The 24,735-nt window shown below is 70.8% G+C and carries 22 protein-coding genes; 10 read left to right on the top strand and 12 right to left on the bottom strand.

From position 1 onward, the window contains the following. Positions 1–112: 112 nt before the first annotated feature. Positions 113–1,837, bottom strand: a complete 1,725-nt coding sequence (locus tag AC0NH5_RS18200) for a glycerol-3-phosphate dehydrogenase/oxidase (RefSeq protein ID WP_474405185.1) — start codon at positions 1,835–1,837, stop codon at positions 113–115. 17 nt (positions 1,838–1,854) lie between these two features. After that, positions 1,855–3,321 (bottom strand): glycerol kinase GlpK, encoded by a 1,467-nt coding sequence (glpK, locus tag AC0NH5_RS18205; protein ID WP_474405187.1) that lies wholly within the window; start codon positions 3,319–3,321, stop codon positions 1,855–1,857. Between the two features lie 85 nt (positions 3,322–3,406). Between glpK (AC0NH5_RS18205) and AC0NH5_RS18210 the strand changes: the two genes are divergently transcribed. Then, entirely contained in the window at positions 3,407–4,174 is a 768-nt protein-coding gene (locus AC0NH5_RS18210; RefSeq protein ID WP_474405189.1) for an IclR family transcriptional regulator, read from the top strand. Further along, positions 4,171–5,652: a glycerol kinase GlpK gene (glpK, locus tag AC0NH5_RS18215; protein WP_474405191.1), complete on the top strand. Its 1,482-nt coding sequence runs from the start codon at positions 4,171–4,173 to the stop codon at positions 5,650–5,652. Before AC0NH5_RS18210 ends, glpK (AC0NH5_RS18215) begins: the two co-directional genes overlap by 4 nt. Here the strand turns inward: glpK (AC0NH5_RS18215) and AC0NH5_RS18220 are convergent. Beyond that, the gene (locus AC0NH5_RS18220; RefSeq protein ID WP_474405193.1) at positions 5,637–7,328 is read right to left on the bottom strand and encodes an alpha/beta hydrolase; all 1,692 of its coding nucleotides are present in this window, start codon (positions 7,326–7,328) and stop codon (positions 5,637–5,639) included. The two genes, glpK (AC0NH5_RS18215) and AC0NH5_RS18220, sit on opposite strands and share 16 nt — an antisense overlap. Positions 7,329–7,760: 432 nt before the next feature. On the opposite strand from AC0NH5_RS18220, the gene AC0NH5_RS18225 reads away from it, so the two are divergent. After that, a complete protein-coding gene (locus AC0NH5_RS18225; protein ID WP_474405195.1) occupies positions 7,761–8,621 on the top strand; it encodes an SGNH/GDSL hydrolase family protein in 861 nt (286 codons plus the stop codon). Between the two features lie 214 nt (positions 8,622–8,835). Then, positions 8,836–9,540: a hypothetical protein gene (locus AC0NH5_RS18230; protein WP_474405197.1), complete on the top strand. Its 705-nt coding sequence runs from the start codon at positions 8,836–8,838 to the stop codon at positions 9,538–9,540. 74 nt (positions 9,541–9,614) lie between these two features. Here AC0NH5_RS18230 and urtE read toward each other — a convergent pair whose 3' ends face one another. The 6 genes from urtE to AC0NH5_RS18260 form a co-directional block, all read right to left on the bottom strand. Beyond that, entirely contained in the window at positions 9,615–10,307 is a 693-nt protein-coding gene (gene urtE, locus AC0NH5_RS18235) for an urea ABC transporter ATP-binding subunit UrtE (protein ID WP_474405199.1), read from the bottom strand. Beyond that, entirely contained in the window at positions 10,307–11,050 is a 744-nt protein-coding gene (gene urtD / locus AC0NH5_RS18240) for an urea ABC transporter ATP-binding protein UrtD (RefSeq protein WP_474405201.1), read from the bottom strand. The genes urtE and urtD overlap by 1 nt, the downstream gene beginning before the upstream one ends. After that, a complete protein-coding gene (gene urtC, locus AC0NH5_RS18245) occupies positions 11,047–12,156 on the bottom strand; it encodes an urea ABC transporter permease subunit UrtC (protein WP_474405203.1) in 1,110 nt (369 codons plus the stop codon). The genes urtD and urtC overlap by 4 nt, the downstream gene beginning before the upstream one ends. Before the next feature lie 85 nt (positions 12,157–12,241). After that, positions 12,242–13,129: an urea ABC transporter permease subunit UrtB gene (gene urtB / locus AC0NH5_RS18250; RefSeq protein ID WP_474405204.1), complete on the bottom strand. Its 888-nt coding sequence runs from the start codon at positions 13,127–13,129 to the stop codon at positions 12,242–12,244. A 56-nt stretch (positions 13,130–13,185) separates the two neighbouring features. Next, a complete protein-coding gene (urtA, locus tag AC0NH5_RS18255; protein WP_474405206.1) occupies positions 13,186–14,388 on the bottom strand; it encodes an urea ABC transporter substrate-binding protein in 1,203 nt (400 codons plus the stop codon). Positions 14,389–14,716: 328 nt separating this feature from the next. After that, positions 14,717–15,775 (bottom strand): substrate-binding domain-containing protein, encoded by a 1,059-nt coding sequence (locus AC0NH5_RS18260; protein WP_474405208.1) that lies wholly within the window; start codon positions 15,773–15,775, stop codon positions 14,717–14,719. Positions 15,776–15,835: 60 nt separating this feature from the next. On the opposite strand from AC0NH5_RS18260, the gene AC0NH5_RS18265 reads away from it, so the two are divergent. From AC0NH5_RS18265 to AC0NH5_RS18275, 3 genes are read left to right on the top strand one after another with little or no spacing between them, the layout of a single operon-like run. Next, positions 15,836–16,258, top strand: a complete 423-nt coding sequence (locus AC0NH5_RS18265; RefSeq protein WP_474405210.1) for a MarR family transcriptional regulator — start codon at positions 15,836–15,838, stop codon at positions 16,256–16,258. A 10-nt stretch (positions 16,259–16,268) separates the two neighbouring features. Beyond that, complete coding sequence (locus AC0NH5_RS18270; RefSeq protein WP_474405212.1) at positions 16,269–17,456, top strand: extracellular solute-binding protein; 1,188 nt, start codon at positions 16,269–16,271, stop codon at positions 17,454–17,456. After that, the gene (locus AC0NH5_RS18275) at positions 17,453–17,848 is read left to right on the top strand and encodes a hypothetical protein (RefSeq protein ID WP_474405214.1); all 396 of its coding nucleotides are present in this window, start codon (positions 17,453–17,455) and stop codon (positions 17,846–17,848) included. Before AC0NH5_RS18270 ends, AC0NH5_RS18275 begins: the two co-directional genes overlap by 4 nt. On the opposite strand, the gene AC0NH5_RS18280 is transcribed toward AC0NH5_RS18275, so the two are convergent. Beyond that, a complete protein-coding gene (locus tag AC0NH5_RS18280) occupies positions 17,821–18,258 on the bottom strand; it encodes a protein-tyrosine phosphatase family protein (RefSeq protein ID WP_474405216.1) in 438 nt (145 codons plus the stop codon). The genes AC0NH5_RS18275 and AC0NH5_RS18280 overlap by 28 nt on opposite strands. A 49-nt stretch (positions 18,259–18,307) precedes the next feature. On the opposite strand from AC0NH5_RS18280, the gene AC0NH5_RS18285 reads away from it, so the two are divergent. From AC0NH5_RS18285 to AC0NH5_RS18295, 3 genes are all read left to right on the top strand, one after another. Next, the gene (locus tag AC0NH5_RS18285; RefSeq protein ID WP_474405218.1) at positions 18,308–19,543 is read left to right on the top strand and encodes an MFS transporter; all 1,236 of its coding nucleotides are present in this window, start codon (positions 18,308–18,310) and stop codon (positions 19,541–19,543) included. Between the two features lie 148 nt (positions 19,544–19,691). Further along, positions 19,692–21,335 carry an arginine--tRNA ligase gene (gene argS / locus AC0NH5_RS18290; RefSeq protein WP_474405220.1) on the top strand — a complete coding sequence of 548 codons (1,644 nt, stop codon included), beginning with the start codon at positions 19,692–19,694 and terminating at the stop codon, positions 21,333–21,335. Positions 21,336–21,375: 40 nt separating this feature from the next. Then, a complete protein-coding gene (locus AC0NH5_RS18295; protein ID WP_474405221.1) occupies positions 21,376–23,157 on the top strand; it encodes a bifunctional metallophosphatase/5'-nucleotidase in 1,782 nt (593 codons plus the stop codon). 3 nt (positions 23,158–23,160) lie between these two features. Here the strand turns inward: AC0NH5_RS18295 and AC0NH5_RS18300 are convergent, their stop codons facing one another. Together AC0NH5_RS18300 and AC0NH5_RS18305 are read right to left on the bottom strand one after the other, a co-directional pair. After that, positions 23,161–23,793: a hypothetical protein gene (locus tag AC0NH5_RS18300; RefSeq protein ID WP_474405223.1), complete on the bottom strand. Its 633-nt coding sequence runs from the start codon at positions 23,791–23,793 to the stop codon at positions 23,161–23,163. Between the two features lie 80 nt (positions 23,794–23,873). Next, complete coding sequence (locus AC0NH5_RS18305) at positions 23,874–24,734, bottom strand: MerR family transcriptional regulator (RefSeq protein WP_474405225.1); 861 nt, start codon at positions 24,732–24,734, stop codon at positions 23,874–23,876. Between the last annotated feature and the right edge of the window lies 1 nt (position 24,735).

Genomic DNA, 24,735 nt, shown 5'->3' on the forward strand with positions numbered 1-24,735 from the left:
CGGTGCGGACGAGCGCGGTGCGGACGAGCGCGGTGCGGACGAGCGCGGTGCGGACGAGCGCGGTGCGGACGAGCGCGGTGCGGACGAGCGCGCTGCGTGGGTGATGCGGTGGTCAGGCGGCGAGGGGGATGCCGGTCGCGAAGCGCTGCGCGGCGTCGGCGCTGGCATCGTCCGGTTGCTGCTGGGCGGCCAGCTCCGCGGCGATCCGGGCGTGGTACCGGGCGACCTCCCGCTCGGTCTCCGCCTCGCTCCAGCCGAGCGGCCCGGCGACCAGGTCCGCGGTGGTCCGGGCCGCGGCGACCCCGCGATCCGCGGTCTCCATGGCGATGCGGGTACGGCGGACGAGCACGTCCTCGAGGTGCCGCGCCCCCTCGTGGGTGACCGCGTAAACGATCTCCGCGCGCAGATAGTCGGGTGCGCCCTCGAGCGGCGTGCCCAGCGCCGGGTCCGCCTCGACCAGCGTGAGCACCTCGTCGACCAGCGTGCCGTACCGGCGCAGCAGGTGTTCGACGCGCCCGACGTGCAGGCCCGCGCGCCGGGCCAGCAGCGCCCGCCGGTTCCAGGCGGCCCGGAAGCCGTCGGCGCCCAGCAGCGGCACCTGCTCGGTGCAGGAGGCCGGCACCCGGGTGGCGAGGTCACCGGCCGCGGCGTCCACCGCGTCCCTGGCCATCACCCGATATGTCGTGTACTTGCCGCCGGCCACCACCACCAGTCCCGGCACCGGGTTGCCGACGGCGTGCTCGCGGGAAAGCTTCGTGGTGGTCGCCGATCCGGTGGCCGACGCCTCGGTGGAGAGCAGCGGGCGCAACCCGGCATAGACGCCCTGCACGTCGTCCCGGGTGAGCGGGGTGGCCAGCACCTTGTTCACCTCGGCGAGCAGATAGTCGAGGTCGGCGCTGGACGCGGCCGGGTCCGCCTTGTCCAGCTCCCACGCGGTGTCGGTGGTGCCGATGATCCAATGCCGGTCCCACGGGATCACGAACAGCACGCTGGTGGCCGTACGCAGGATCATGCCGGTGCGGCCGGAGATCCGGTCGCGCGGCACCACCAGGTGGATCCCCTTGCTCGCGGTGATCCGGAACTGGCCCCGCTCGCCGGCCAGCAGCGCCTGGCTGTCCCCGGTCCACACCCCGGTCGCGTTGATCACCGTGCGGGCGCGGATCTCCATGTCGGCGCCGGTCTCGGCGTCGCGGGCCCGGACACCGACCACCCGGCGGCCCTCCCGCAGGAAGCCGGTCATCTCGGTGCGCGCGGCCACGTGGGCGCCGTTGGCCATCGCGGTGCGCACCAGGAACATGGTGTGCCGGGCGTCGTCGACCTGGGCGTCGTAGTAGCGGATGGCGCCGACCAGCGACTCCGGCCGCAGGGACGGGAACGCCTTGAGCGCCTCCTTGCGGCTCAGGTGCCGGTGCCGCGGCAGGCCCGCGCCGTCCGCGGAGAGCGCGAGGGTGTCGTAGAGGGCGACGCCGGCGCCCACGTAGAGCCGCTCCCAGGCGCGGTGCTGCAGCGGGTAGAGGAACGGCACCGGCCGGACCAGGTGGGGCGCGAGCCGCTGGATGAGCAGGCCACGCTCGCGCAGCGCCTCCCGGACCAGGGCGAAGTCGAGCATCTCGAGGTAGCGCAGGCCGCCGTGGATGAGTTTGCTGGACCGGCTGGAGGTGCCGCCGGCGAAGTCCCGGGCCTCCAGGAGGCCGACCGAGAGCCCGCGGGTGGCCGCGTCGAGCGCCGCGCCCGCGCCGACCACGCCGGCGCCGACGACCAGCACGTCCAGTTCGTCGCCGGCCATCGCGGTCAGCGCCGCCGCACGCGACTGCGGCGAGATCATTCCAGTGTTCATGGCTCCTCTTTCGATGGTCAGCTGACCCAGTCGAGGGTGCGGTCGACGGCTGCCCGCCAGCGGGTGGCGGATTCGGTGCGCCGGGTGGTGCTCCAGGACGGCTGCCAGCGCCGGTCCTCGTGCCAGTTCTCCCGCAGGTCGTCGACGGATTCCCAGAAGCCGACCGCGAGGCCGGCCGCGTACGCCGCGCCGAGGGCCGTGGTCTCGGCGACCGCGGGGCGGCTGACCGGTACGCCGAGGATGTCGGCCTGAAGTTGCATGCAGAGCGCGTTGGCCGTGACCCCGCCGTCGACCTGGAGGCAGTCGAGTGTGGATCCGGAGTCGTGGGCCATCGCCTCGGCCACGTCGCGGGTCTGGTGGCAGATCGCCTCGAGCGCGGCCCGGGTGAGGTGCGCCGCGGTGTGGAAACGGGACAGCCCGACGATCGCGGCCCGGGCGTCCGGGCGCCAGTACGGCGCGTACAGGCCGGAGAAGGCGGGGACGAAGCAGACGCCGGCGCTGTCGTCGACCGAGCCGGCCAGCGTCTCGCTCTCGGCGGCCGAGTCGAGGACGCCGAGCTGATCGCGCAGCCACTGGACGGCGGCGCCGGCCGCCGCGATCGAGCCTTCCAGCGCGAAGACCGGCGGCTCGGCGCCGAACTGGTAGGCGACCGTGGTGATCAGCCCGTGGCTCGACCGGACCGGTTGGGCGCCGGTGTTCATCAGCAGGAAGCCCCCGGTGCCGTAGGTGCACTTCGCGTCGCCCGGCGCGAAACAGGTCTGCCCGAACAGCGCCGCCTGCTGGTCGCCGATGGCCGCCGCGATCGGCACCCCCGGCAGCAACTCCTCCGCGGTCCCGTAGACCTCCGCCGAGGATCGGATCTCCGGCAGCATGGCGCGCGGGATCCCGAAGGTCTCCAGCAGGCCGGGATCCCAGTCCAGCGTCGACAGGTCCATCAGCATGGTGCGGCTGGCGTTCGTCACGTCGGTCAGGTGCCGGCCGGTGAGGTTCCAGATCAGCCAGCTGTCCATGGTCCCGAACAGGATCTCGCCCCGGGCGGCACGCTCCTGGAGCCGGTGGTGGTCCAGTAACCACTGGATCTTCGTGGCGGAGAAGTATGTGGCCGGCCGCAACCCGGTCCGCTCCGAGATCATGGCCGCGTCCAGTCCGGCGACCAGGTGTTCGGTGCGGGTGTCCTGCCAGACGATCGCGGGCGCCACCGGTGTGCCGGTCGCGCGGTCCCAGAGCACCACGGTCTCCCGCTGGTTGGTGATGCCCACGGCGGCCAGGTCGGCCGGGCCGAGGCCGGCGCCGGCCAGTGCCACGTCGATGGTCTTGCGGGTGTTCTCCCAGATCTCCACAGCGTCGTGCTCGACCCGGCCGGAGGCGGGCAGGATCTGGCGGTGCTCGATCTGGTGCCGGCCGATCTCGGCGCCGGTCCGGTCGAAGATCATGAAGCGGGTGCTGGTGGTGCCCTGATCGATCGCGCCGACGAACCGCGCCATGGAACCTCCCGGTCTCGCGCTCCGGGCTCGGACGTTAGGCAGCGAACAGCGCCGCGGCAACGGCGTGCGTGCGACAATGTCGCACGTGCCCGGCCTGATCCAGTCCATCGAGCGGTCCTCGGCCGTGCTCCGGCTGCTCGCCGCGGGGCCGGACCGGCTGCGCGTCAAGGAGATCGCCGACGCGCTCGGCCTGCCCAAGTCGACCGCGCACGGCATCCTGCGCACCCTCGAGCACGTCGGCTTCGTCGAGCAGGACCCGCGGACCAGCCGATATCGGCTCGGTCGCGGCCTGCTCGACCTCGGCGACACCGGCCTCGACGTCAACGAGCTGCGGGGACGCGCGCTCACCTGGGCGGACGCGCTCGCCGCGCGCAGCGGTGAGGAGGTGCGCATCGGGGCGCTCCGCGATCATCAGGTGCTCGTGGTGCACCACGTGTTCCGGCCGGACGACTCGGCCCAGGCGCTGCGGACCGGCCAGCTGCTGCCGGCGCACGCGACGGCGCTGGGCAAGGTGCTTCTGGCGTACGACGTGACGGCAGCACAAGGAAAAGCGGGGACCGTGCTCGACGCGTACACCAGAAGGTCTTTGACGAACCGCGCGGAGCTGGCCCGGGCACTCACCGCGACCCGCGCCCGAGGCTGGGGTCTGGCCGTCGAGGAGCTGGAGCCGGGTCGGGCCGGCGTCGCCGCGCCGATCCGTTCGATCGGCGGCCTGGTGGTGGGCGCCATCGGCATCTCCGGACCGGTGGAGCGGCTGTGTGACACCCGGCTGCAGGCCCGGCCGGCGCTCGTCGACCACGTGCTGGCCGCCGCCCGGTCGATCTCCCGCGATCTGTCCGGGCCCTCCTCGTGACCGAGCGGTACGTCCTCGCTCTCGACCAGGGCACCACCTCGACCCGGTGCATCGTGTTCGACCGGCGCGCCACGGTGGTGGCGGCGGTCCGCGCCGAGCATCCGCAGTCCTATCCGCGGCCCGGCTGGGTGGAGCACGACGCCGCCCGGATCTGGCGGGACGTGCGGAAACTGATCAGGCAGGCGCTGAGCGGGGCCGGGATCGGGGCGGCGCAGGTGGCGGCGATCGGTGTCGCCAACCAGCGCGAGACCGTGGTGCTCTGGGACCGCGCGAGCGGCACGCCGGTGGCACCCGCGATCGTCTGGCAGGACACCCGCACCGAATCCATGATCGCCGGACTGGACGCGGCCATGATCTCGGAGCGGACCGGGTTGCGGCCGGCCACGTACTTCTCCGCCACGAAGATCCAGTGGTTGCTGGCGCACCACGGGCTCCAGGAGCGTGCCGCCCGGGGCGAGATCCTGTTCGGAACCATGGACAGCTGGCTGATCTGGAACCTCACCGGCCGGCACCTGACCGACGTGACGAACGCCAGCCGCACCATGCTGATGGACCTGTCGACGCTGGACTGGGATCCCGGCCTGCTGGAGACCTTCGGGATCCCGCGCGCCATGCTGCCGGAGATCCGATCCTCGGCGGAGGTCTACGGGACCGCGGAGGAGTTGCTGCCGGGGGTGCCGATCGCGGCGGCCATCGGCGACCAGCAGGCGGCGCTGTTCGGGCAGACCTGTTTCGCGCCGGGCGACGCGAAGTGCACCTACGGCACCGGCGGCTTCCTGCTGATGAACACCGGCACCGAGCTGGTCCGGTCGAGCCACGGGCTGATCACCACGGTCGGCTACCGGATCGGCGCCGAGCCGCCGGTCTTCGCACTGGAGGGCTCGATCGCGATCGCCGGCTCGCTGGTGCAGTGGATCCGCGACGGCCTCGGTCTGATCAGCACCGCCGCCGAGATCGAGACGCTGGCCGGGACGGTGGACGACAACGGGGGCTGCTACATCGTCCCGGCGTTCTCCGGCCTGTACGCGCCGTACTGGCACAGTGAGGCGCGCGGCGTCATCGTGGGCCTGACGTCGTACATCACCAAGGGGCACGTGGCCCGGGCGGTCCTGGAGGCGACCGGCTTCCAGACCCGCGACGTGGTCGACGCGATGAACGCCGACTCCGGCCTGGCCCTGACCGGGCTGAACGTGGACGGCGGGATGACCGCCGACAACCTGCTCATGCAGATCGTCGCGGACGTCCTGCAGGTGCCGGTGGTCCGGCCGATGGTCGCCGAGACAGTGTCGCTGGGCGCCGCGTACGCCGCCGGGCTGGCCGTCGGGTACTGGTCCGACCTGCGCGATCTGCGGGCCAACCGGCACCGGGCCGGCCGGTGGACGCCGACCGTGGACGAACGACGGCGCGCCGCCGAGTACGAGAACTGGCGACGCGCCGTGTCATCCGCGGTGTACTTCAGCCGTCACGGCCAGACGTAACCGTCCTTGACCGGTTTCGGCTCCCTCGGCTGCTTCACCGGGTGCGCCCGGAACTGCTCGGTGTGCACCCCGAACGACCGGTCCAGCTTCGGCATCCAGTAAGCGTCGTCGTGCGCGCCCGGGCCGAGCTGATAGTCGTGCCGCACGCCCTTCGCCGCCAGCGCCGTGCTCATCTGCTGCGCGGCCGCGCCGAACCGGTAACCGTCCTGGTCACCGCCGTCGAAGTAGTACCGGTGCCGGTTCAGGTCGGCCACCGGCATGCTCGCGACCAGGGTCAGCGGCCGCAGCCCGGCGTTGGCGGCCCGCTCCTCGGCGGTGCCGATCAGCGGCGCGAGGCTCAGCGCGCCCATGTGGCTGGCGATCGAGCTGAACACCGCCGGGTTCTTCCAGGCGAGCGTGAACGCGCCCTGCCCGCCCATCGAGACGCCGCTGATGCCGCGGTGCTCACGGTCGGCGATCGTCCGGTAGTTCCGGTCGACCAGCGGGACGATCTCGTCGACGATCATCGAGCGGTACCTGCCCTCGGAGGTGTCGACGTACCAGCCGCTGCCGCCGTCCGGGAACACGACGATCGTCTCGGCCAGCCCCTTCTCCTTGATCAGCTTGTCCAGCACGGTGTCGATGTCCCGTGCCTCCCACTCGATGTTGCTGCCGTTGAAGCCGTTGAGCAGGTAGACCACCGGGTACCGCTGCGCGGTGGTGCGGGTGTAGCTCTGCGGCAGGTAGACGTTGAACTGCGCCCGGCGGTTCATCGCCGCGGAGGCGTAGTCGTCTCGGAAGAACCGCGAGTGGTCGCCCAGCTCCAGCTGCCGGCGCGGGTCCAGATAGAGCAACTCGCGGGTCGGCGGCAGCCCGGTCCAGGTGCGGATGGTGTCCACCACGAGCCGGCCCTGGCTGTCCACGAAGACCTCGGCCTGAGCGTCGGTCAGCGTCACCTTGCCGGCCTTGAGCAGCGCCTTCAGATCGGCCAGGCGCCGGTCGGCGGTGTCACCGGAGTGGAAGAAGCCGGGCGCCAGCGTCGCGGCATAGCCACGGAGATCACCCGCGGCCACGGCGCGCTGCTGCCGGCCGAGCACGGCGCAGGCATGTGCCAATTGGGTACGCGAGGCAGCCGTGCCCGTGACACCGGCGAGGGCACGCAGACGCGACTTGGAATACAGGCCGATCGGCCCCTGGTAGAAGCCGCCGCCACCGGTGCCGTCGTAGACGCGTACCGCCAGCACGTTGGTGCCGCCCCAGCGGAGCAGCCCGTCGGCCGGGTAGTACTCGCGCGGCACCTCCCAGGTCGAGTCGAACGACGGCGGGAACCCGCCGGTACGCCCGATCTCCTGGCCGTTGAGGAACGTCTGGTCAGCATCGTCGATCTTGCCCAGGGCGGCGACGACCGCGGAGTCGGTGACCCCGGCCGGCCGCGCGGGCAGCGTGAACGTCTTGCGGTACCAGGCGAAGCCGTCGTACGACACCAGGTCGGTGTGCGCGCCCCAGTTGTCCGGGACGCTCCAGTCGCGCCAGCTCGCGTCCGCGAACGCGGGGTCGGCCCAGGAGGCGTCGTCGCCGGTGGTGAACTTCCAGCCGTCGCCGGCCAGGTCGACCCCGAAGTCGATCGACCCGGTGGTGGCACAGGAGGTGTCGGACGGCGTCTTCGGGCCTGCCGAGGCCGATGTGGGAACGTTCACACACGCCAGCGAGAGGAGTACGGCGCCCAGCAGGGCACCGCCGGTGCGAAACGAAGAACGGGAGCGAGGAGTTGTCAGTGACATCGAGCCCTCCTGGAGGACGTGTTCACAAGACCACACATGAAACGTGGTGGACGCACACTTGCAACAAACCGACGACCTTGTCAACGGGTGTTCGAAAATGTTTGATCTTCCGAGCTGGCCGTGCGGTCTTCCGGCCGCCGTTACGCAGCGAAAGGGCGCGAGCGTCATTCGTGCAGGAGATGCCCGGGATTCCGGCAATGACGTCCGTCTAAGTGTCCTGGCGCCTGCCGAATGGCACTCAGGTTGCGGATGACAGCGGATAGTGATCATTCGATGCCGGATGCGTGACGATCCCGGCCGGATGACATATCGTTCTGGCGTCGGTGCTCCCCGCTGCACGGGAGGAAGATGATCCGCCGCTGGCACCTCGCCGTTCTGGCCCTTCTCGCCGCCTTCACGCTGGCCTGTGAGGGCGCGGGCGCCACGCCCGAGCCGCCGGACGACGCGCCCACCAGCAGGCCGCCGTCCGGTCTGCCCTCGTCGATGGCCGCCCTGGGTGACTCGATCACGGCCGGCTTCGGTAGCTGCCTCGCCTTCGTCGCGTGCACCCGTAACTCCTGGTCGACCGGCAGCGGCTCGGCTGTGGACAGTCACTACCGCCGGATCCTCGAGAAGAACCCGAAGATCAAGGGGAAGGCCCGCAACTTCGCCGAGCCCGGCGCCGAGGCCGACGCGCTGGCCGCGCAGGCCGGCCAGGCGGTCGAGATGAAGGCGCAGTACGTGACGATCCTGATCGGCGCCAACGACGCGTGCTCGCGGGACGTTGCGGACATGACCCCGGTGCGGACGTTCCGCACCGAGGTCGGCCGCGGCCTGGCCCGGCTCAAGAAAGGCCTGCCCAAGACGCGCGTGCTGGTCGTCAGCATCCCCGATCTCTACAGGCTGTGGCGGCTCGGCAGCGACGACGAGCGCGTTGCGGAGGTGTGGCGCCGGGGCCGCATCTGCCCGTCGATGCTGGCCGATCCCACCTCCACGGACGAGGCCGACGAGACGCGGCGCGAGCGGGTGCGGGACCGCATCGACGCGTACAACGAGGAGCTGCGCAAGGCCTGCAAGGCGTACGGCAAGCGGTGCCGGTGGGACGGCGGCGAGGCGCACGAGCTGCGGTTCTCGCTGGACCTGGTGAACCAGATCGACTACTTCCACCCGAACGTCGAGGGCCAGAACGAGCTGGCCGAGGCGGTGTACCCCGACCGGTTCGGATGGTGACCGGCGTCACATCGCCGGAAATTGGCACATCCGCCGCGCACTGCGCGGACCAGCGCATTCGCGCCCTCTTTCACTCGCTGTGGTGATTCCATGTCGATTCCCGGCGTTTTATCCCAGGCTCGGCGCGGGGATGATTCCCGCTGTCTCCCGCTATCGGGACAACGGAGAAACGACCGTTCAGTCAACCGAAGACAGCGCCGAGAGGACCCCCGAAATGGCGAGCTGGGTTTTGGTGCCCTGCCTGGTGCAGTTACGCACCGAGTTGAACCGGATCGCTCCCGGCCGCGATCGCACATCGGACGGCACCATCGGCGACACGGCGCATCAGGCGTCCGTCTCCGATCACAACGACGACGAGGTCGGGCGGGTGCCGATCCGCGACGCGGACACCAAGCACGAGGTCCACGCGTACGACGCGGACGTCGACCTGCGCACCCCGGACCTGACCATGGAGAAGGTGGTGCAGCACATCCTGGCCCGCTGCCGCAGCGGCGCCGAGAAGCGCCTGCGATACATCATCTTCAACCGGCGGATCTGGGAGGCGTCCAACGGCTGGCGACAGCGTGGTTACACCGGCAGCAACCCGCACACCGGACACGCGCACTTCTCCGCCTCGTACGTGACCGCACGCGAGGCCGACACCGCATCCTGGCATCTGGAGGACATCCCCGTGGCACTCACCGACGCCGACAAGAAGTGGCTCTCCGCCCAGATCGACGCCGCCGCCACCCGCGCCGCCGAGCGGGTCTGGAAGCAGAAGCTGAACATCGCCGTGCAGCCCGGATCCGCCCCGAGCATGCAGGAGGCGGGTTCGATCCTGCGGTACACGTCGAGCGAGCACCACCGCATCGAGGACAAGGTGGAGGCGTTGAGCGCCGAGGTGGACAAGGTGCTCTCCGAGTACCCGCCCCAGTCCTGACCCCAGCACCCCGAACCAGCGTGTGAAGTTGCGGTCCGATTCGAGCCGCAACTTCACACGCCTGGCGGGGGCGGTCAGACGGTGAGGGCCTGGCGGACCGAGGTCTCCGCCTCCGCGCCGCCCTCGCCGGTCGAGGTGACCCGGCCGGCCTCCAGGACGTGATAGCTCTGGGCAGCCCGCAGCGCGAAGCCCACGTGCTGCTCGACCAGCAGCACCGACATCCCGCCCCGGGCGGCCAGGCCCAGGATGATCTGCTCGATCTCGGCGACCACCGACGGCTGGATGCCCTCGGTCGGCTCGTCGAGCAGCAGCAGCCGCGGACGGGTGATCAAGGCCCGGGCCAGCGCCAGCTGCTGCCTCTGACCGCCGGAGAGCAGACCCGCCCGGCGGCCGGTCAACTCGCGCAGCGCCGGGAAGACGTCCAGCGCCTCGGCCATCGCGGCCCTGCCGTCCTTGCGGCCGTCCGCCACCAGACGCAGGTTCTCCAGCGTGGTCAGGTGCGGGAAACTCTGCTGGCCCTGCGGCACGTACGCCATGCCGCGCGCCACCCGTTCGTGCGGCGCCAGCCTGGTGATGTCCTCGCCGTCCAGCAGGATCAGGCCGGTCCGCGGCCGGATCAGCCCGATCGCGGCGCGCAGCAGCGTGCTCTTGCCGGCGCCGTTGTGCCCGAGGACCGCGGCGACGCCGTCGGTGGGCACGGTCAGGTTCACGCCATGCAGGACGATGCTCCGGCCGTACCCGGCGTGGATGTCCTCGAACCGCAGCATCACGCCTCCTGTTTCTCGACCGGGTGTCCGAGATAGACCTCCTGCACCCGGGGGTCGGCCTGCACCTGCGCGACCGTGCCCTCGGAGAGGATCCTCCCGGCGTGCATGACGGTGACCGTCCGGGCGAACCGCCGCAGGAAGTCCATGTCGTGCTCGATCACCACGACGGTGTGGTCCTTGCTGAGGTGGCCGAGCAGCTCACCGGTGGCATCGCGTTCGTCGTGGCTCATCCCGGCCACCGGCTCGTCGAGCAGGAACAGCTGGGCGTTCTGCACGAGCAGCATGCCGATCTCCAGCCACTGCTTCTGCCCGTGGGCGAGCGTGCCGGCCTGCTGATCACGGACAGCCGTCAGGCGTACCGTCTCCAGAGCCTTCTCCACCTCGGGCGGAACGGCCCGGCGCGTGCGCAGCAGGGTGAGCGGCCCGCGTGACCAGCCGGCGGCGATGTCCAGGTTCTGCAGGACGGTCAGCTCCTCGAAGACCGACGCGGTCTGGAACGTCCGGCCCACCCCCAGCCGGGCGATCCGATGCACCTTGCGGCCGAGCAACTCGTGCCCGTCGAAGGTCACCGAGCCGGTCGCCTTGGCCAGACCGGTGACCGCGTCGACGAGCGTGGTCTTGCCGGCGCCGTTGGGGCCGATGATGAACCGCACGTCACCGGCCGGGACGTCCAGGTCGACGCCGCCGACCGCGACGAATCCGTCGAAGGCGACCCGGAGATCACGGATGGCGAGCCCACTCATGTCCGTACCTCCACCGGGGTGGGAGCCGGCACGGCCGGCGCTGTCGGTGCCGGCGGCGCGGTGGCCGAGCGGCGCCGGCGGATCAGGCCGGCGAGCGAAGCCAGGCCGCCGGGCAGGAACACGATCGGCAGGATGAACAGCAGACCCTCGAAGTACGTCCACGCGGACGGCACCCGCTCGGACAGCGCGGTCTTGGCCCAGGCCACCGCGATGGCGCCGAGTGCCGGGCCGACCAGGCTGGCCCGCCCGCCGACCGCCACGCCGATGACGAACTCGATGGAGGGCACCACCCCGATCATCGCGGGCGAGATGATGCCGACCGCCGGGACGAACAGGGCGCCGGCGAGCCCGGCCATGCCCGCGGCCGCGACGTAGGCGACGAGCTTGACGTTCGCCGGGTCGTAGCCGAGGAACCGGACCCGCTCCTCGCCGTCGCGCACCGCCACCAGCAGTTCGCCGTACCGGCTGCGCATGAGCTGCCAGGTCAGGGCCAGCACCGCGAGCAGGCTGCCGGCGATGATGAAGTAGATCATCCGGCGGTTCACCGGGTCGTTCAGGTCGTAGGAGAAGAAGCCCTGGATGTCGGTGAGCCCGTTGGTGCCGCCGGTGGTGCCCTGCTGACCGATCAGGAAGATCGCGAAGGCGGCGCAGAGGGCCTGGGAGAGGATCGCGAAGTACGCGCCCCGGACCCGCCGGCGGAAGATGAGCAGTCCGAGCAGCAACGCCACCAGCATCGGCAGCAGCACGGTGGCGGCCAGGGCGAACAGCGGGTTCGCGAACGGCTTCCACCACCAGGGCAGGGCGTCGAGCTGGCCGTACAGCTGCATGAAGTCCGGCAGATTGCCGGGGCCCGCGTCGGCCAGCTTGAGGTGCATGGCCATCGCGTAACCGCCGAGGCCGAAGAAGACACCCTGACCGAGAGTGAGCATGCCGCCGCGGCCCCACGCCAGGCCGATGCCGACCGCGATGAGCGCGAAGCAGAGGTATTTGGCGAGCAGGTTCAGCCGGAAGTCGCCGAGTGCCACCGGCGCGACGGCGAAGAGCAGGACGGCCCCGATGCCGAACCCCCACGCCGCCTTGAACCGCCCGAGGAAGACGTTTCTCATGCTGTGCCCTCCATTGGCATCCCCTTCTGGCCCTCGCCCGCGACGCCGTCGGTAGGTGCGGCTGGGTGCCGCTCGGTGCAGGCGGTCATGCCAGGCTCCTGGTGCGGAGAGTGAACAGACCCTGTGGCCGCCACTGGAGGAAGGCGACGATCGCGACGAAGACGATCACACTGGCCACGCTGACGGTGGTCGCGTACTCCACCATGGACTGCAGGATGCCCAGGACGAACGCCACGATGACGGTGCCCTTCAGCTGACCGATGCCGCCCACGACGACGACCAGGAACGCGTTGACGATGATGTTGGTGCCCATGGCCGGGCCGATCGGGCCGATCAGGGTCAGCGCGACCCCGGCGATGCCGGCCAGCCCCGATCCGATGAAGAAGGTCAGCCGGTCCACCCGGCCGGTGGCGAGCCCGGACACCGCGGCCAGGTCGCGGTTCTGGACCACCGCCCGGATCCGCCGGCCCAGTGGGGTGGTCTTCAGCCCGATCGACAGCGCGGCAACCGCGGTCAGGGCCAGGACCAGGATGAACAACCGGCTGCTGGAGATCACCAGGTCGCCGAGGACGGTGATGCTGCCGGTCAGGAACTCGGGGGCGCGGGTCTGCACGTTCGGTGCGCCGAAGATGTCCCGGGCGAGCTGCTGGAGGATCAGCGAGACACCCCAGGTGACCAGCAGCGTGTCCAGCGGCCGTGCGTAGAGGCGGCGGATCAGCAGCACCTCCAGCAGCACCCCCAGCAGGCCGGTGACGGCGAACGCGACCGGCAGGGCCACCAGCAGCGACCAGCCGGCGCCGGTGATCACCTGCTGCAGCACGAACACGGTGTAGGCGCCGACCATGATCAGCTCGCCGTGCGCCATGTTGATGACGCCCATCTGGCCGAAGGTGAGCGACAGGCCGAGAGCGATCAGCAGCAGCACGGCGCCGATGCTGATGCCGGTGAAGAGTTGGCTGAGGACGAGAGTCATGTGGCGAACCCCTTCCGGCGGGCCGCCCGGTGACCGGGCGGCCCGCTCGTGACGTCTCAGGCGAGGCCCTCGGCCCAGCTGTAGCCCTTGAGGTACGGGTCCGGCTTGATCGGCTGGCCGGAGTTCCACACCTCCTTGATCAGACCGTCGGGACCGATCTCGCCGATTCGGGCGGTCTTGGCGATGTGCTGGGTGGCGCCGTCCACGGTGACCTTGCCCTCGGGTGCGTCGAAGGTGATGCCGTCGGCCGCCGCCTTGACCTTCTCGACATCGAACGACCCGGCCTTCTCGACCATCGCCTTCCACAGGTGGACCGAGACGTACGCCGCCTCCATCGGGTCGCTGGTCGGCTTGTCCGCGCCGTACTTCGCCTTGTACGCCTGCACGAACTTGTCGTTGGCCGCGCCCTCGGTGGTCTGGTAGTAGTTCCACGCGGTGAGCTGACCGGCCAGGTACTGCGTGCCGATGCTCTTGACCTCCTCCTCGGCGATCGAGACGGAGACCACCGGCATGCCCTCGGCGGTCAGGCCGGCCGCCTTGTACTCCTTGAAGAAGGCCACGTTGCTGTCGCCGTTGAGGGTGTTGAACACCGCCGCGGCGCCGGACGCCTTCACCTTGTTGACGATCGTGGAGAACTCGGTGGAGCCCAGCGGCGCGTAGTCCTCGCCGAGCACCTTCATGCCGTTCGCCTCGGCATACGCCTTGATGATCTTGTTGGCGGTGCGCGGAAAGACGTAGTCCGACCCGACCAGGTAGACCGACGTCTTGCCCTGCGCCTTCAGGTAGTCGAGGCCGGGAACGATCTGCTGGTTGGTGGTCGCGCCGGTGTAGAAGATGTACGGCGACTGCTCCAGGCCCTCGTACTGCACCGGGTAGAACAGCAGCGACTTGTTCTTCTCGAAGACCGGCTTGACCGCCTTGCGGCTGGCCGAGGTCCAGCAGCCGAAGACCGCCGCGACCTTGTCCTCGCTGATCAGCTTCTGCGACTTCTCGGCGAAGGTGGGCCAGTCCGACGCGCCGTCCTCGCTCACCGCCTCGATCTTCTTGCCCAGCACGCCGCCCGCGGCGTTGATCTCCTCGATGGCCAGTTGGAGCGAGTCCCGGACGGTCACCTCGCTGATCGCCATGGTGCCGGAGAGCGAGTTGAGCAGCCCGACCTTGACGGTGTCGCCGGACGTGTCGATGGCCGCGCCGGCGGCGGGTGCGGCAGTGTCGCCGGTCTTGGCGCCGCACGCGGTGAGCGCCGCGGCGGCTGCCACCGACGCGACAATGGCCGCAGCGCGGCGGCCGGAGATCCTGAACATTAAGCCTCCACGGCTGAATTCAACGGATTCACATTGACGTGCATGAGGATCTGGCCGCCGGGTTCTCCGGTCGTCGTACCGCAGGGCAAGGCCCTGACCGGCGGCGGTGCCGGTTCGCGGTGCAACGTCAGTGTTAGATCCTTCGATTTCCAGCCCGTTTCCCGTGCCTTAATAAGGGGTTTCCGTCACCCTTGGCCAGAAACGAAAAAGCCGACCACGAATAGGTCGGCAAAAGGCAGTTACTTCCTGCTGGAAGCATCTTCGCGGGCGCGGCGGCAGGCTGTCAAGGCAACTGGGTGAGGACGTCGAAGTCCACACCGTCGGCGCGGGCCAGGTAGATCCGCTGGCGCACGTGCCGTCCGTGCAGACTGAGCAGGCCACGGGGGCCCTCGTAGGACACCGTGTCGGCGAGGGCGGCGACCGATGGCAGATCGACCGCGCCGGCCCGCTCGATCAGCGCCGCGAGCAGCAGCACACCCTCGTGACAGGACTCGCCGAGGCTGCCCAGCGGCGGCGCCTCGGCACCGAACCGGGCCGCGTACCGGCCGTGGAAGTCCAAGTTCTCCCGCGTGATCATGGAGGCGAAGAAGCCCGCCGTGCTGAACAGGTCGTGGGTGGCCACCGCGCCGCTGGCCAGCAGCATGTTCTCGTCCATCAGCGTGCTCAGCCGCAGGCAGCGGGCGTCCAGGCCGGTCCGGGCGAAGGCCCGGTTGAACCGGACCGCGTCGGTGCCGACCAGCAGCATCAGCACGGCGTCCGCCCCGGAGTGCTCGATCTGCCGCAGCACGCCGGAGAAGTCGTGGGTGGCGAGCGGGACGTAACTTTCGCCCACCACGCTCAGGCCGGCGTCGTGTGCGAACCGGCGGGCGGCCGCGGCCGTCCGCAGTGGCCAGACGTAGTCGTTGCCCACGATGTGCCAGCGCCGGGCCGCGCGTTCCGCGCCGAGCAGGCGCATCGCCGGGAACAGCTGGACATCGGGCGTCTCGCTGGTCAGGAAGACGCCCTCGGTGCGTTCGCCACCCTCGTAGAGGGCGGTGTAGACGTACGGCACGCGGCCGGCGATCCGCGGGGCGACCGCCTGCCGGACCGACGAGATGTGCCAGCCGGTGACGCCCTGCACGGCGCCGGCGTCGACCAGCGCACCGACCTCGGCGGCGACCGCCCGCGGCGCAGCGCCGCCGTCGACCGGGACCAGGCGCAACTCGCGGCCGAGCACCCCGCCGGAGCGGTTCACCTCCTCGGCGGCGAGCTGCGCGCAGAGCTCGGCGCTCGGCCCGAAGATGCCGGCCGGGCCTCGAAGCGGCACCACCAGGGCCACGTCGAAGGTTCCCGGGGACGGCATGGCCCTCATCGTCCTGGATCGTTCCCGCGATCTCCAGACAGCCTCGGTAACATCCCAGCGATGCGGGGACCAACGAATGTGATGTACCTGCTCACCCGCGCCGAGCGGCTGCTGGCCCGCCGCCTGGCGACGGTTCTCGAGGCCGAGCACTGCACGGCGGACGCCTGGCGTGTCGTGACCGTGCTGGCCGACGGCAAGGGCCACTTCATGACCGAGCTCTCCGAGCTGAGCTTCCTGCCGCCGGGCAGTCTCACCCGCCTGATCGACCACCTGGTGGAGGAGAACATCGTCTACCGCCGCGGTGACGACGTGGACCGGCGGCGTATCCGGGTGCACCTGGCCGCCCGCGGGCGGCGCCTGCACGACCGGGTCGAGGCGGAGATCGGTGGCATGCTGGCCGGTCTGCCGGTCGGCGACGAACTGCTGGACGGGCTCGCCGATCTGGTCGGCGCTCTGGACGGAAAGACGGCTCGCATCGAGTAACGTGGATCACATGGGGGCGCTCTACTCACGACGGTCGTTTCTCGCGGGCGTCATGACCGCGGGGATGCTCTCCGCCGCCGCGGGTTACCTGCTCACCCGCCGTGAGCCGGTCACCCTCACGCTGGCGACCGGCGCCGAGCCGACCGGGGGCGGCCGGGCGTTGCTGATCAACCTGTGGAACGACATGCATCCGGACATCCGGATCGAGCCTCTCGAGATCAACAGCTCCACCCTGGACCAGTTCGCGAAGTTCACCGAGTACAAGGCGGACATCTACAACCTGGACGCCATCCACATCCCGCGCTTCGCCGCCGCCGGCCGCATCGAACCGATCACCCCGAGCAGCGACATCTCGCTGCTCGGACCGGTGCGCCGGGTGTGCGAGGTTCGTGGCGAGCCGGACCGGTTCTGGGCCATGCCGTTCAACGCGGACGTCGGGATGCTGTACAGGCGGATCACCGACAAGGGCGCCGCCGACTCCGAGCCGGGTCTCGACGACGTGCTCGGCACGGGGAGCTTCGCCGGCCAGCTCGACTCGGTGGGCGTGCAGACCGACGAGGCGTTCGTGGTCAACGTGCTGGAGCACGCCCTCGCCCAGGACGACGCGATCCTCGACGCCGACGGCGTGGTGTCGTTCAGTCTGGGCCAGTGGCGGACCGCCCTGGCGCCGCTGGCCGACGCGATCCGGGCGAAGCGCGTCGTGGCGGAGACCGGCGAGGAGGACACCCTCCGCGCGTTCGAGCGCCGCAACCTGCGTTACATGCGGAACTGGCCGGTCTGGTACCCCGGCGTGGACCGGGACGAGCGGGCGAAGACGGACACCGCGGAGATCCGGCTCGGCCGGCTGCCGGTCGGGATCCTCGGCGGGCAGAGCCTCGCCATCGACCGGGACACCGCGCACCGGGCGGAGGCCGAACAGGTGATCAACTTCCTCACCGACATCCCGGCGCAGAAGCTGCTGGCGACCTACGGGTTCGCGCCGACCGGCCTGGACGCCTACATCGACGAAGACCTCGAGGCCGGCGCACCCCAGCTCACCGTCGTCCGGTACGCGGTCGAGGGCGCCCGGCCGCGGCCCGTGCACCCCGGTTACGCCGACTTCGCCCGGCGCTTCAAGGAGCACACCTACGCGTACCTCTATCAGGGTGAGCAGCTCACCCAGCGGTTCGTCCAGGACATCCAGGAGGCGCTGCGATGACCGGTTCCGGCCTGCAGGGATGGCACGTCCCGCTGTTCGTCGCGGTGGCGATCGCCCTGGTGGTGGTCGCCGAGTGGCTGATCTCCGTCGTGGTCCGCGGCGGGCGGTCCCAGCCGCGGACCCCGCGAGGGCGCGTGATCGACACCCGGGTGCGTGCCGGGCTTCTGGTGCTGCTCAGCTCGCTCGCCCTGGTGATCGTCGCGGTCGGCCTGCTCGGCCCCAGCCTGGCCGACCAGCTGGCCGGCGTCACGGCCGCGGCGCTCGGCATGATCACCCTGGTGCTGGCGTACCTGTCCTACCAGGAGTCGCTGAAGCTGTCGGCACAGATCCGGGCCGCCACGGACGCCGCCGAGTCCGAGGACGATCACTCCGACCGGAACCGTGTGACGTAACGGCGCTGCCACGGCGTCTCCACGGCGCGGGGGTGATAGCCGCGGCGCACGAACGCGACGGCCTCCGCCGGGGGCACACCGTCCAGCACCGCGAGGCAGGCCAGCGCGGTGCCGGTGCGGCCACGGCCGCCACCACAGGCGATCTCGACCCGCTCACCCTCGGCGCGGCGCCAGGCTTCGATCAGGACCTCTCGGGCGTACGACGAATCGGCCGGCAGCCGGAAGTCCGGCCAGCGTATCCACCGGCTGGTCCAGCCGAACTCCGGTGGCGCCGAGCCCAGCAGATAGACGCCGAACTGGGGCGGATGCCCGGCCGGCATGGCGTCCCGCAGCCCCCGGCCGCGCAGCAGCCGCCCGGACGGCAGCACCAGCACTCCGGTCCCGCTCTTCTCCCACTCGTCTGTCGCCATCGCTAAATCATGTCGCGGATCCGCCGGATCGACGTAATGTGCTCTCCTTGTGAGCTCGCTCGTCCAGACCTTCGTCCCCGCACGGCTCGGATCGGGTTTCCGGTGGCTTCTCGCCTCGTCCTGGACGACGAATCTCGGTGACGGCATCGCCGCGGCGGCCGGCCCGCTGCTGGTGGCCACCCTCACCGGCGACCCGTTCCTGATCTCGCTCGCCGCCATGATGACCTGGGCGCCACCGCTGATCTGCGGCCTCTGGGCCGGTGTGCTGTCGGACCGCCATGACCGGCGGCGGATCCTGCTGACCGCCAACGCGCTCCGCGCCGTGGTGATGCTCCTGATGATCGGTGCGCTGGCACTCGACCGGCTCACCGTCGAAGCGGCCCTGCTGGGGCTCGGCCTGATCAGCACCGCCGAGGTGTTCGCCGACAACACCAGCGGCACGCTACCCCCGATGCTGGTGCGCCGTGACGATCTGGCGCTGGCCAACGCCCGGCTGCAGACCGGCTTCATCACGCTGAACCAGCTTGCCGGCCCACCGCTGGGCGCCGCGCTCTTCACTGTCGGCCTGGTGTGGCCGCTGGTCTCCCAGGTGCTGCTGGTCGCGGCCGGCATGCTGATGATCAGCCGGCTGTCGTTGCCGCCGCACGGCCGGGCAGCCGGCGAGTCGGGACGGCCGGACGTGCGGCGGGAGATCGTCGAGGGCCTCCGCTGGGTCCGGCATCATCCGCCGGTCCGCACGCTGTGCCTGACCATCCTGGTCTTCAACCTCTCCTTCGGCGCCGCCTGGTCGGTGCTGGTGCTCTACGCCGCCGACCGGATCGGTCTCGGCTCCTTCGGGTTCGGTCTGGTGACCGCGGTGTCCGGGGCCGGCGGCATCCTCGGCACCGCGTTCTACGGACGGCTCACCGCCCGGGTCAGCCTGGGCAACCTGATGCGGGTCGGGCTGATCATCGAGACGCTCACCCATCTCGGCCTGGCCGCCACCACCTCGCCGTGGGTGGCGCTGCCGATCTTCTTCCTCTTCGGCGCGCACGCGTTCATCTGGGGCACCACCTCGGCCACGGTCCGGCAGCGGGCCGTGCCGACCCAGCTGCAGGGCCGGGTGAACGCGGTCAACGCGATCTGCGTCTACGGCGGGCTGGTGATCGGCTCGGCGATCGGCGGACTGCTGGCCAGGGAGTACGGCATCGTCGCGCCGTTCTGGGCCGCGTTCGTGGCCTCGGCGGTCTTCCTGGCGCTGCTCTGGCCGCAGATGACCCGGATCGCGCACGACGATCAGCTATAGTCCCCGCATGTTCAGCTTCAGCGTGCGACGCCGGCGTCCCGAGGGCCGCCGCTGAAGCTCTGCGCTTCCCACCCGGCGGGTCGTCACCCGCCGGCGCCGGAACGCGACCGGTTCGACCCGTCATCGCTCTCCGTCGATGGGGTCGACCATGAATCTCGAAGCACTCCTGCACGACCGGCTCGCACCCGCGCTGGCCGCGGTCGCCGGCGCCCCGGTGGACCCGGCCGTGCGGGTCTCGCCGCACGCCGACTTCCAATCCGCCGCGCCGCTGACCCTGGCCCGCGAACTGGGCCGCGCGCCGCGGGAGATCGCCGCCGAGGTGGCCGCCGGGGCCGACCTGACCGGTCTCGCCGGGATCACGGTCTCCGGCCCGGGCTTCCTGAACCTCACGATCGCCGACGAGTGGCTCACCGCGTCGCTCGACACGCTCGCCGGTGACGCCCGGCTCGGCGTGCCACCGGTCGCCCGGCCCGCGCGGATCGTGATCGATTACTCCAGCCCGAACGTGGCCAAGGAGATGCACGTCGGTCATCTGCGGTCGACGATCATCGGCGACGCCCTGGCCCGGATCCTCGAGTGGCAGGGCCACGACGTGCGGCGGGTCAACCACCTCGGCGACTGGGGCACACCGTTCGGGATGCTGATCGAGCACCTGGCGGAGGACGGGGGCGCGAGCGGGCACTCGCTCGGCGACCTCACCGCCTTCTACCGGGCGGCGCGCGCCCGGTTCGAGAGCGACGAGGACTTCCGCACCCGGGCCCGGCTGCGCGTGGTGGCGCTGCAGGCCGGCGACGAGCCGTCCGGCGAGCTCTGGCGCGAGTTGGTCACCCAGTCCGAGCAGGCGTTCCTGGACGTCTACCGGCGGCTGGACGTCACGCTCGGGCCGGCCGACTTCGTGGGGGAGAGCAGCTATTCCGGCGACCTGGCCGGCGTCGTCGCCGACCTGAGCGCGCGGGGCCTGCTGCGGGAGAGCGACGGCGCGCTCTGCGCCTTCCCGGCCGGGTTCACCGGCCGGGACGGCGGACCGCTTCCGCTCATCGTCCGCAAGGCCGACGGCGGTTTCGGGTACGCGGCGACCGACTTGGCCGCCGTGCGGCGCCGGGTCCGGGAGGTGGGCGCGACCGAGTTGCTCTACGTGGTCGGGTCGCCGCAGCGGATCCACTTCCAGATGGTCTTCGCGGTAGCCCGGGAGGCCGGCTGGCTGCCCGCGGAGGTTACCGCCGAGCACGTCGGCTTCGGCTCGATCCTGGGCCCCGACGGCAAGATGCTGAAGACCCGGGCCGGCGGCACCGTCCGCCTCGCCGAACTGCTGGACGAGGCGGTGGCCCGGGCGTCGGCGCCGGAGATCGGGCTGGCCGCGATCAAATACGCCGACCTCTCCGGCGACCGGCGCGGCGATTACGTCTTCGACTGGGACCGGATGCTCGCGTCGACCGGGAACACCGGGCCCTACCTGCAGTACGCGTACGCCCGGATCTCGTCGCTGTTGCTCAGGACCGATGGCGAACCGGGGCCGATCACGGTCACCGGCCCGGCCGAGCGCGCTCTTGGTCTCGCCCTGCTCGAGCTGGAGCCGGCTGTGCGCGCCGCCGCCGGCCTGCGGGAGCCGCACCGGCTGGCGACCTACCTGCACGACCTGGCGGTCGCCTTCTCCGTCTTCTACGAGAAGTGTCCCGTGCTCCGCTCCGAGGGGGCGGTGCGCGCGAGCCGGCTGGCCCTGGCCGGCCTCACCGGTCGTACCCTCCGCCTGGGAATGGGTCTGCTGGGTCTTCCGGCGCCCGGGCGGCTCTGATGATCGACCGACGTCCCTATCGACCGTTAAGGTCGCTCTCATGACTTCCTTCACCGGCGTATCACGGCGGGGCGTGCTGGCGGGATCGGCCGCGGCCGCCGCCGTCCCGCTCGTCACCGCCGAGGCGGCACAGGCCCGCCCGCAGGCGCCGCGGAGCCACCGGCTCACCGTTCTGGGCACGTCGGACACCCACGGCAACGTCTACAACTGGGACTACTACTCCGACGCCGAGTACGACGACGCCGCCCACAACGACGTCGGCGTCGCCAAGCTGGCCGCCCTGGTCAACAGGCTGCGTGCCGAGGCGACCGGCCCGGTGCTGGTCCTGGACGCCGGCGACACGATCCAGGGCACGCCGCTGGCGACGTACTACGCCAAGCAGGAGCCGATCACCGCCACCGGCGAGAAGCACCCGATGGCCCGCGCCATGAACGTGCTGGGCTACGACGCGGTGACGCTGGGCAACCACGAGTTCAACTACGGCCTGCCGCTGCTGAACATGTGGATCCGCCAGCTGGGCTTCCCGGCCCTGGCAGCCAACGCGATCAGTGTCCGCACCGGCCGGCCGGCGTTCACCCCGTACGTCATCAAGAAGGTGTCGGTCGGCCGGCACGGCCCGGCGCTGCGCGTCGGGATCCTGGGACTCACCAACCCGGGCTCCGCGATCTGGGACCGGGCGAACGTCGAGGGCCGGATCGCGTTCACCGACATGATCGCGTCGGCGGCGAAGTGGGTGCCGATCATGCGGGCCCGCGGCGCCGACGTCGTGATCATCTCCGCCCACGGCGGCGACAGCGGCACCTCGAGTTACGGCCCCGAACTGCCGAACGAGAACCCGACTGCCCTGATCGCCGAGCAGGTGCCCGGCATCGACGCGATCCTTTTCGGTCACGCGCACCGCGAGGTCCCGGAACGGTTCGTCACCAACCGGTCCACCGGCGAGCAGGTGCTGCTCTCCGAACCGTCCCGGTGGGGCACCCGGCTCACCAGGATGGACTTCGACCTGGTGCGTGAGAAGGGCCGTTGGCGGATCGCCGCGAAGGCGGCGACCACACTGAACACCAACACGGTCGATGCCGATCCGCTCGTGCTGGCGGCGGTGCGCCGGCAGCACGAGAAGACCGTGGCGTACGTGAACCAGGTCGTCGCGAACTCGACCGAGACGCTCTCCGCCGCCACCTCGCGGTACGAGGACACGCCGATCCTCGACTACATCAACCGGGTGCAGACCGACACCGTCACGGCGGCGCTCGCCGGCACCGAGTGGTCGGCGCTGCCGATGCTCTCCATCGCCGCGCCGTTCAGCCGGACCGCGGTCTTCCCGCGGGGCGACGTGAAGATCAAGGATGTGGCGGGGCTCTACATCTACGACAACACCCTGGAGGCCGTCGTCCTGACCGGCGCCGAGGTGAAGGCTTACCTGGAGTACTCGGCGAAGTACTTCGTCACGCTCGCGCCGGGCGCGCCGGCCGACCCGGCGACGATCAGCGACCCGGCGGTGCCGGACTACAACTACGACGTGTTCTCCGGCGTCGACTATGACATCGACATCGCCCGGCCGGTGGGCAGCCGCATCACCCGGCTTCAGATCGGCGGGGCGGACGTCGACCCGGCCGCCCGCTTCGTGGTGGCGGTGAACAACTACCGGCGCTCCGGCGGCGGCAGCTTCGCCGGCATCGTCAAGGAGCAGATCTACAACGCGCAGCAGGAGATCCGGCAGCTGCTGATCGACTGGGCGCAGGCCCGCGGCGTGATCGACCCGGCCGACTTCTTCGTGCGGAACTGGCGGCTGGTCCGGGACGGGGTGCCGATCACGTTCTGAGCGTCACTTGGCCAGCTCCCAGTTGCCCTGCTCGTCGGCCCGGACGAATAGCGGGGCCCGGCCACCCTCGGCCAGCTTGAAGGTGCACAGGTAAGGGCGCATCCCGTCGGCGCCGCGGTCGCCGTCCGGCATGCACTGGGCATCGGTGGCGTCCGCGCCCAGCTCCCGCTCGACCCGGCCGTCGTCGAGGATGCCGCCCTGCACCACCTTGGCGACCGCCTGCTCCCGGATGATCACATAGGCGGGCACCGCGACGAACAACGTCAGTGCCGCCCAGAAGGCGAGGGCGGTCACGAACGTGGTGCCGAACGCGATCCAGTACGGTGCGCGGCTCCGGCCGTACCGCTTCGCCTTGCCGGCGCGCCGCAGCGCCGACACGGCGCCGGCCACGCCGAAGAAGAACGTCAGCAGCACCACCGGGCGCCACGAGGGTGCCTCCGGCCGGGCCGAGCCGTGCACCTCGCCGGGATATCTGACGAGCAGCTGGCCGTGCCTGTTCTCCGGATCGCCGTACGGCGGGACGAGCCCGCCGTACAGCGGTTCGGCCCGCTCCACCGCCGGAACGGGCGCCGGCTGCGGCGCCCACGGCGGAGCGGTCGGGTACTGCCCCGGCCCCGGTGGTGTCTGGACTGTCATGTGCCGGCCTTTCGGTAGCGGCACGGTTGCGATGCCGTGCCGACCGAGCCCATCGGCCGGCCGGGGCCGGAGATGAGGAATCAGCTCTCCGGACTGGTGATCCCGCCGGGGTCGAGCGGCACCTGCATCTCGGTGACCCACTTGTCGAAGTCGCCGGGCGGGCAGTCCAGGTAAACCTCGCGGGCGAAACCGGGTCCGTCCGTGCGGTGCCCGTTGTCCTCGATCCAGACGGCGATCTTCTGGCCGGTGCGGAACGCCTCCGACATCGGGCCGTGGTGCAGCGCGGTGGCCGCGTCGATCGGCGGCAGCTCCACGACGTCGAAGCCGGCCCCGGTGACCTGCGCGTCCCCGATCGGGAACGCCGCGTGCACAGTGATGGTCTCGTCGCCGGGGCCGGCCGGCGCCGGCCGGTAGTACGCGATCGGCGAACCCGTCATCGGCACCCCGGCCTGCTCCATCAGCTCCATCAGCCGGGGATAGAGCGGGCTGAGGTTCTCGGTGATGGAGCTGGGGTGGTCGTAACCGGTAGCGGTGGCGGACAGTTCCGCGACCCGGATCGCCGGGATGTGCTTGCGGACGACGTCAGCGGTGTTCATGTGTCCCTCCGTCTCGATCAGCCGGAGACGTGCGTCGACCTGGGCCAGGCGCGTGGTGTCGCGGTCCACCTGCGCCGCCAGCTCGGCCCGCCGCATCCGCAGCATCCCGCGCAGCTCACCGGGGTCCAGCTTCTCGTCGATCATCACCTGCACCTGGGACAGGCTGAAACCGAGATCCTTGAGGGCCAGCACCCGGTTGAGGACGCGCAGCTGCTCGGCGGTGTACCAGCGGTAGCCGCTGTGCGGGTCGACACGGGCGGGGCGCAGCAGGCCGATGGCGTCGTAGTGACGCAACACGCGAACCGACACCCGGCCCAGCCCGGCGAAGTCTCCGATGCTCAACATG

The sequence above is a fragment of the Actinoplanes sp. 13 genome, from assembly GCF_056134165.1.

What these genes read in the sequence shown, in the direction of transcription:
- AC0NH5_RS18200 (WP_474405185.1), bottom strand. Translation starts at nt 1,837, where the DNA reads ATGAACACTGGAATGATCTCGCCGCAGTCGCGTGCGGCGGCGCTGACC.
- glpK (WP_474405187.1), bottom strand. Translation starts at nt 3,321, where the DNA reads ATGGCGCGGTTCGTCGGCGCGATCGATCAGGGCACCACCAGCACCCGC.
- AC0NH5_RS18225 (WP_474405195.1), top strand. Translation starts at nt 7,761, where the DNA reads ATGATCCGCCGCTGGCACCTCGCCGTTCTGGCCCTTCTCGCCGCCTTC.
- AC0NH5_RS18230 (WP_474405197.1), top strand. Translation starts at nt 8,836, where the DNA reads ATGGCGAGCTGGGTTTTGGTGCCCTGCCTGGTGCAGTTACGCACCGAG.
- urtE (WP_474405199.1), bottom strand. Translation starts at nt 10,307, where the DNA reads ATGCTGCGGTTCGAGGACATCCACGCCGGGTACGGCCGGAGCATCGTC.
- urtD (WP_474405201.1), bottom strand. Translation starts at nt 11,050, where the DNA reads ATGAGTGGGCTCGCCATCCGTGATCTCCGGGTCGCCTTCGACGGATTC.
- urtC (WP_474405203.1), bottom strand. Translation starts at nt 12,156, where the DNA reads ATGAGAAACGTCTTCCTCGGGCGGTTCAAGGCGGCGTGGGGGTTCGGC.
- urtB (WP_474405204.1), bottom strand. Translation starts at nt 13,129, where the DNA reads ATGACTCTCGTCCTCAGCCAACTCTTCACCGGCATCAGCATCGGCGCC.
- AC0NH5_RS18260 (WP_474405208.1), bottom strand. Translation starts at nt 15,775, where the DNA reads ATGCCGTCCCCGGGAACCTTCGACGTGGCCCTGGTGGTGCCGCTTCGA.
- AC0NH5_RS18265 (WP_474405210.1), top strand. Translation starts at nt 15,836, where the DNA reads ATGCGGGGACCAACGAATGTGATGTACCTGCTCACCCGCGCCGAGCGG.
- AC0NH5_RS18270 (WP_474405212.1), top strand. Translation starts at nt 16,269, where the DNA reads ATGGGGGCGCTCTACTCACGACGGTCGTTTCTCGCGGGCGTCATGACC.
- AC0NH5_RS18275 (WP_474405214.1), top strand. Translation starts at nt 17,453, where the DNA reads ATGACCGGTTCCGGCCTGCAGGGATGGCACGTCCCGCTGTTCGTCGCG.
- AC0NH5_RS18280 (WP_474405216.1), bottom strand. Translation starts at nt 18,258, where the DNA reads ATGGCGACAGACGAGTGGGAGAAGAGCGGGACCGGAGTGCTGGTGCTG.
- argS (WP_474405220.1), top strand. Translation starts at nt 19,692, where the DNA reads ATGAATCTCGAAGCACTCCTGCACGACCGGCTCGCACCCGCGCTGGCC.
- AC0NH5_RS18295 (WP_474405221.1), top strand. Translation starts at nt 21,376, where the DNA reads ATGACTTCCTTCACCGGCGTATCACGGCGGGGCGTGCTGGCGGGATCG.
- AC0NH5_RS18300 (WP_474405223.1), bottom strand. Translation starts at nt 23,793, where the DNA reads ATGACAGTCCAGACACCACCGGGGCCGGGGCAGTACCCGACCGCTCCG.
- AC0NH5_RS18305 (WP_474405225.1), bottom strand. Translation starts at nt 24,734, where the DNA reads ATGTTGAGCATCGGAGACTTCGCCGGGCTGGGCCGGGTGTCGGTTCGC.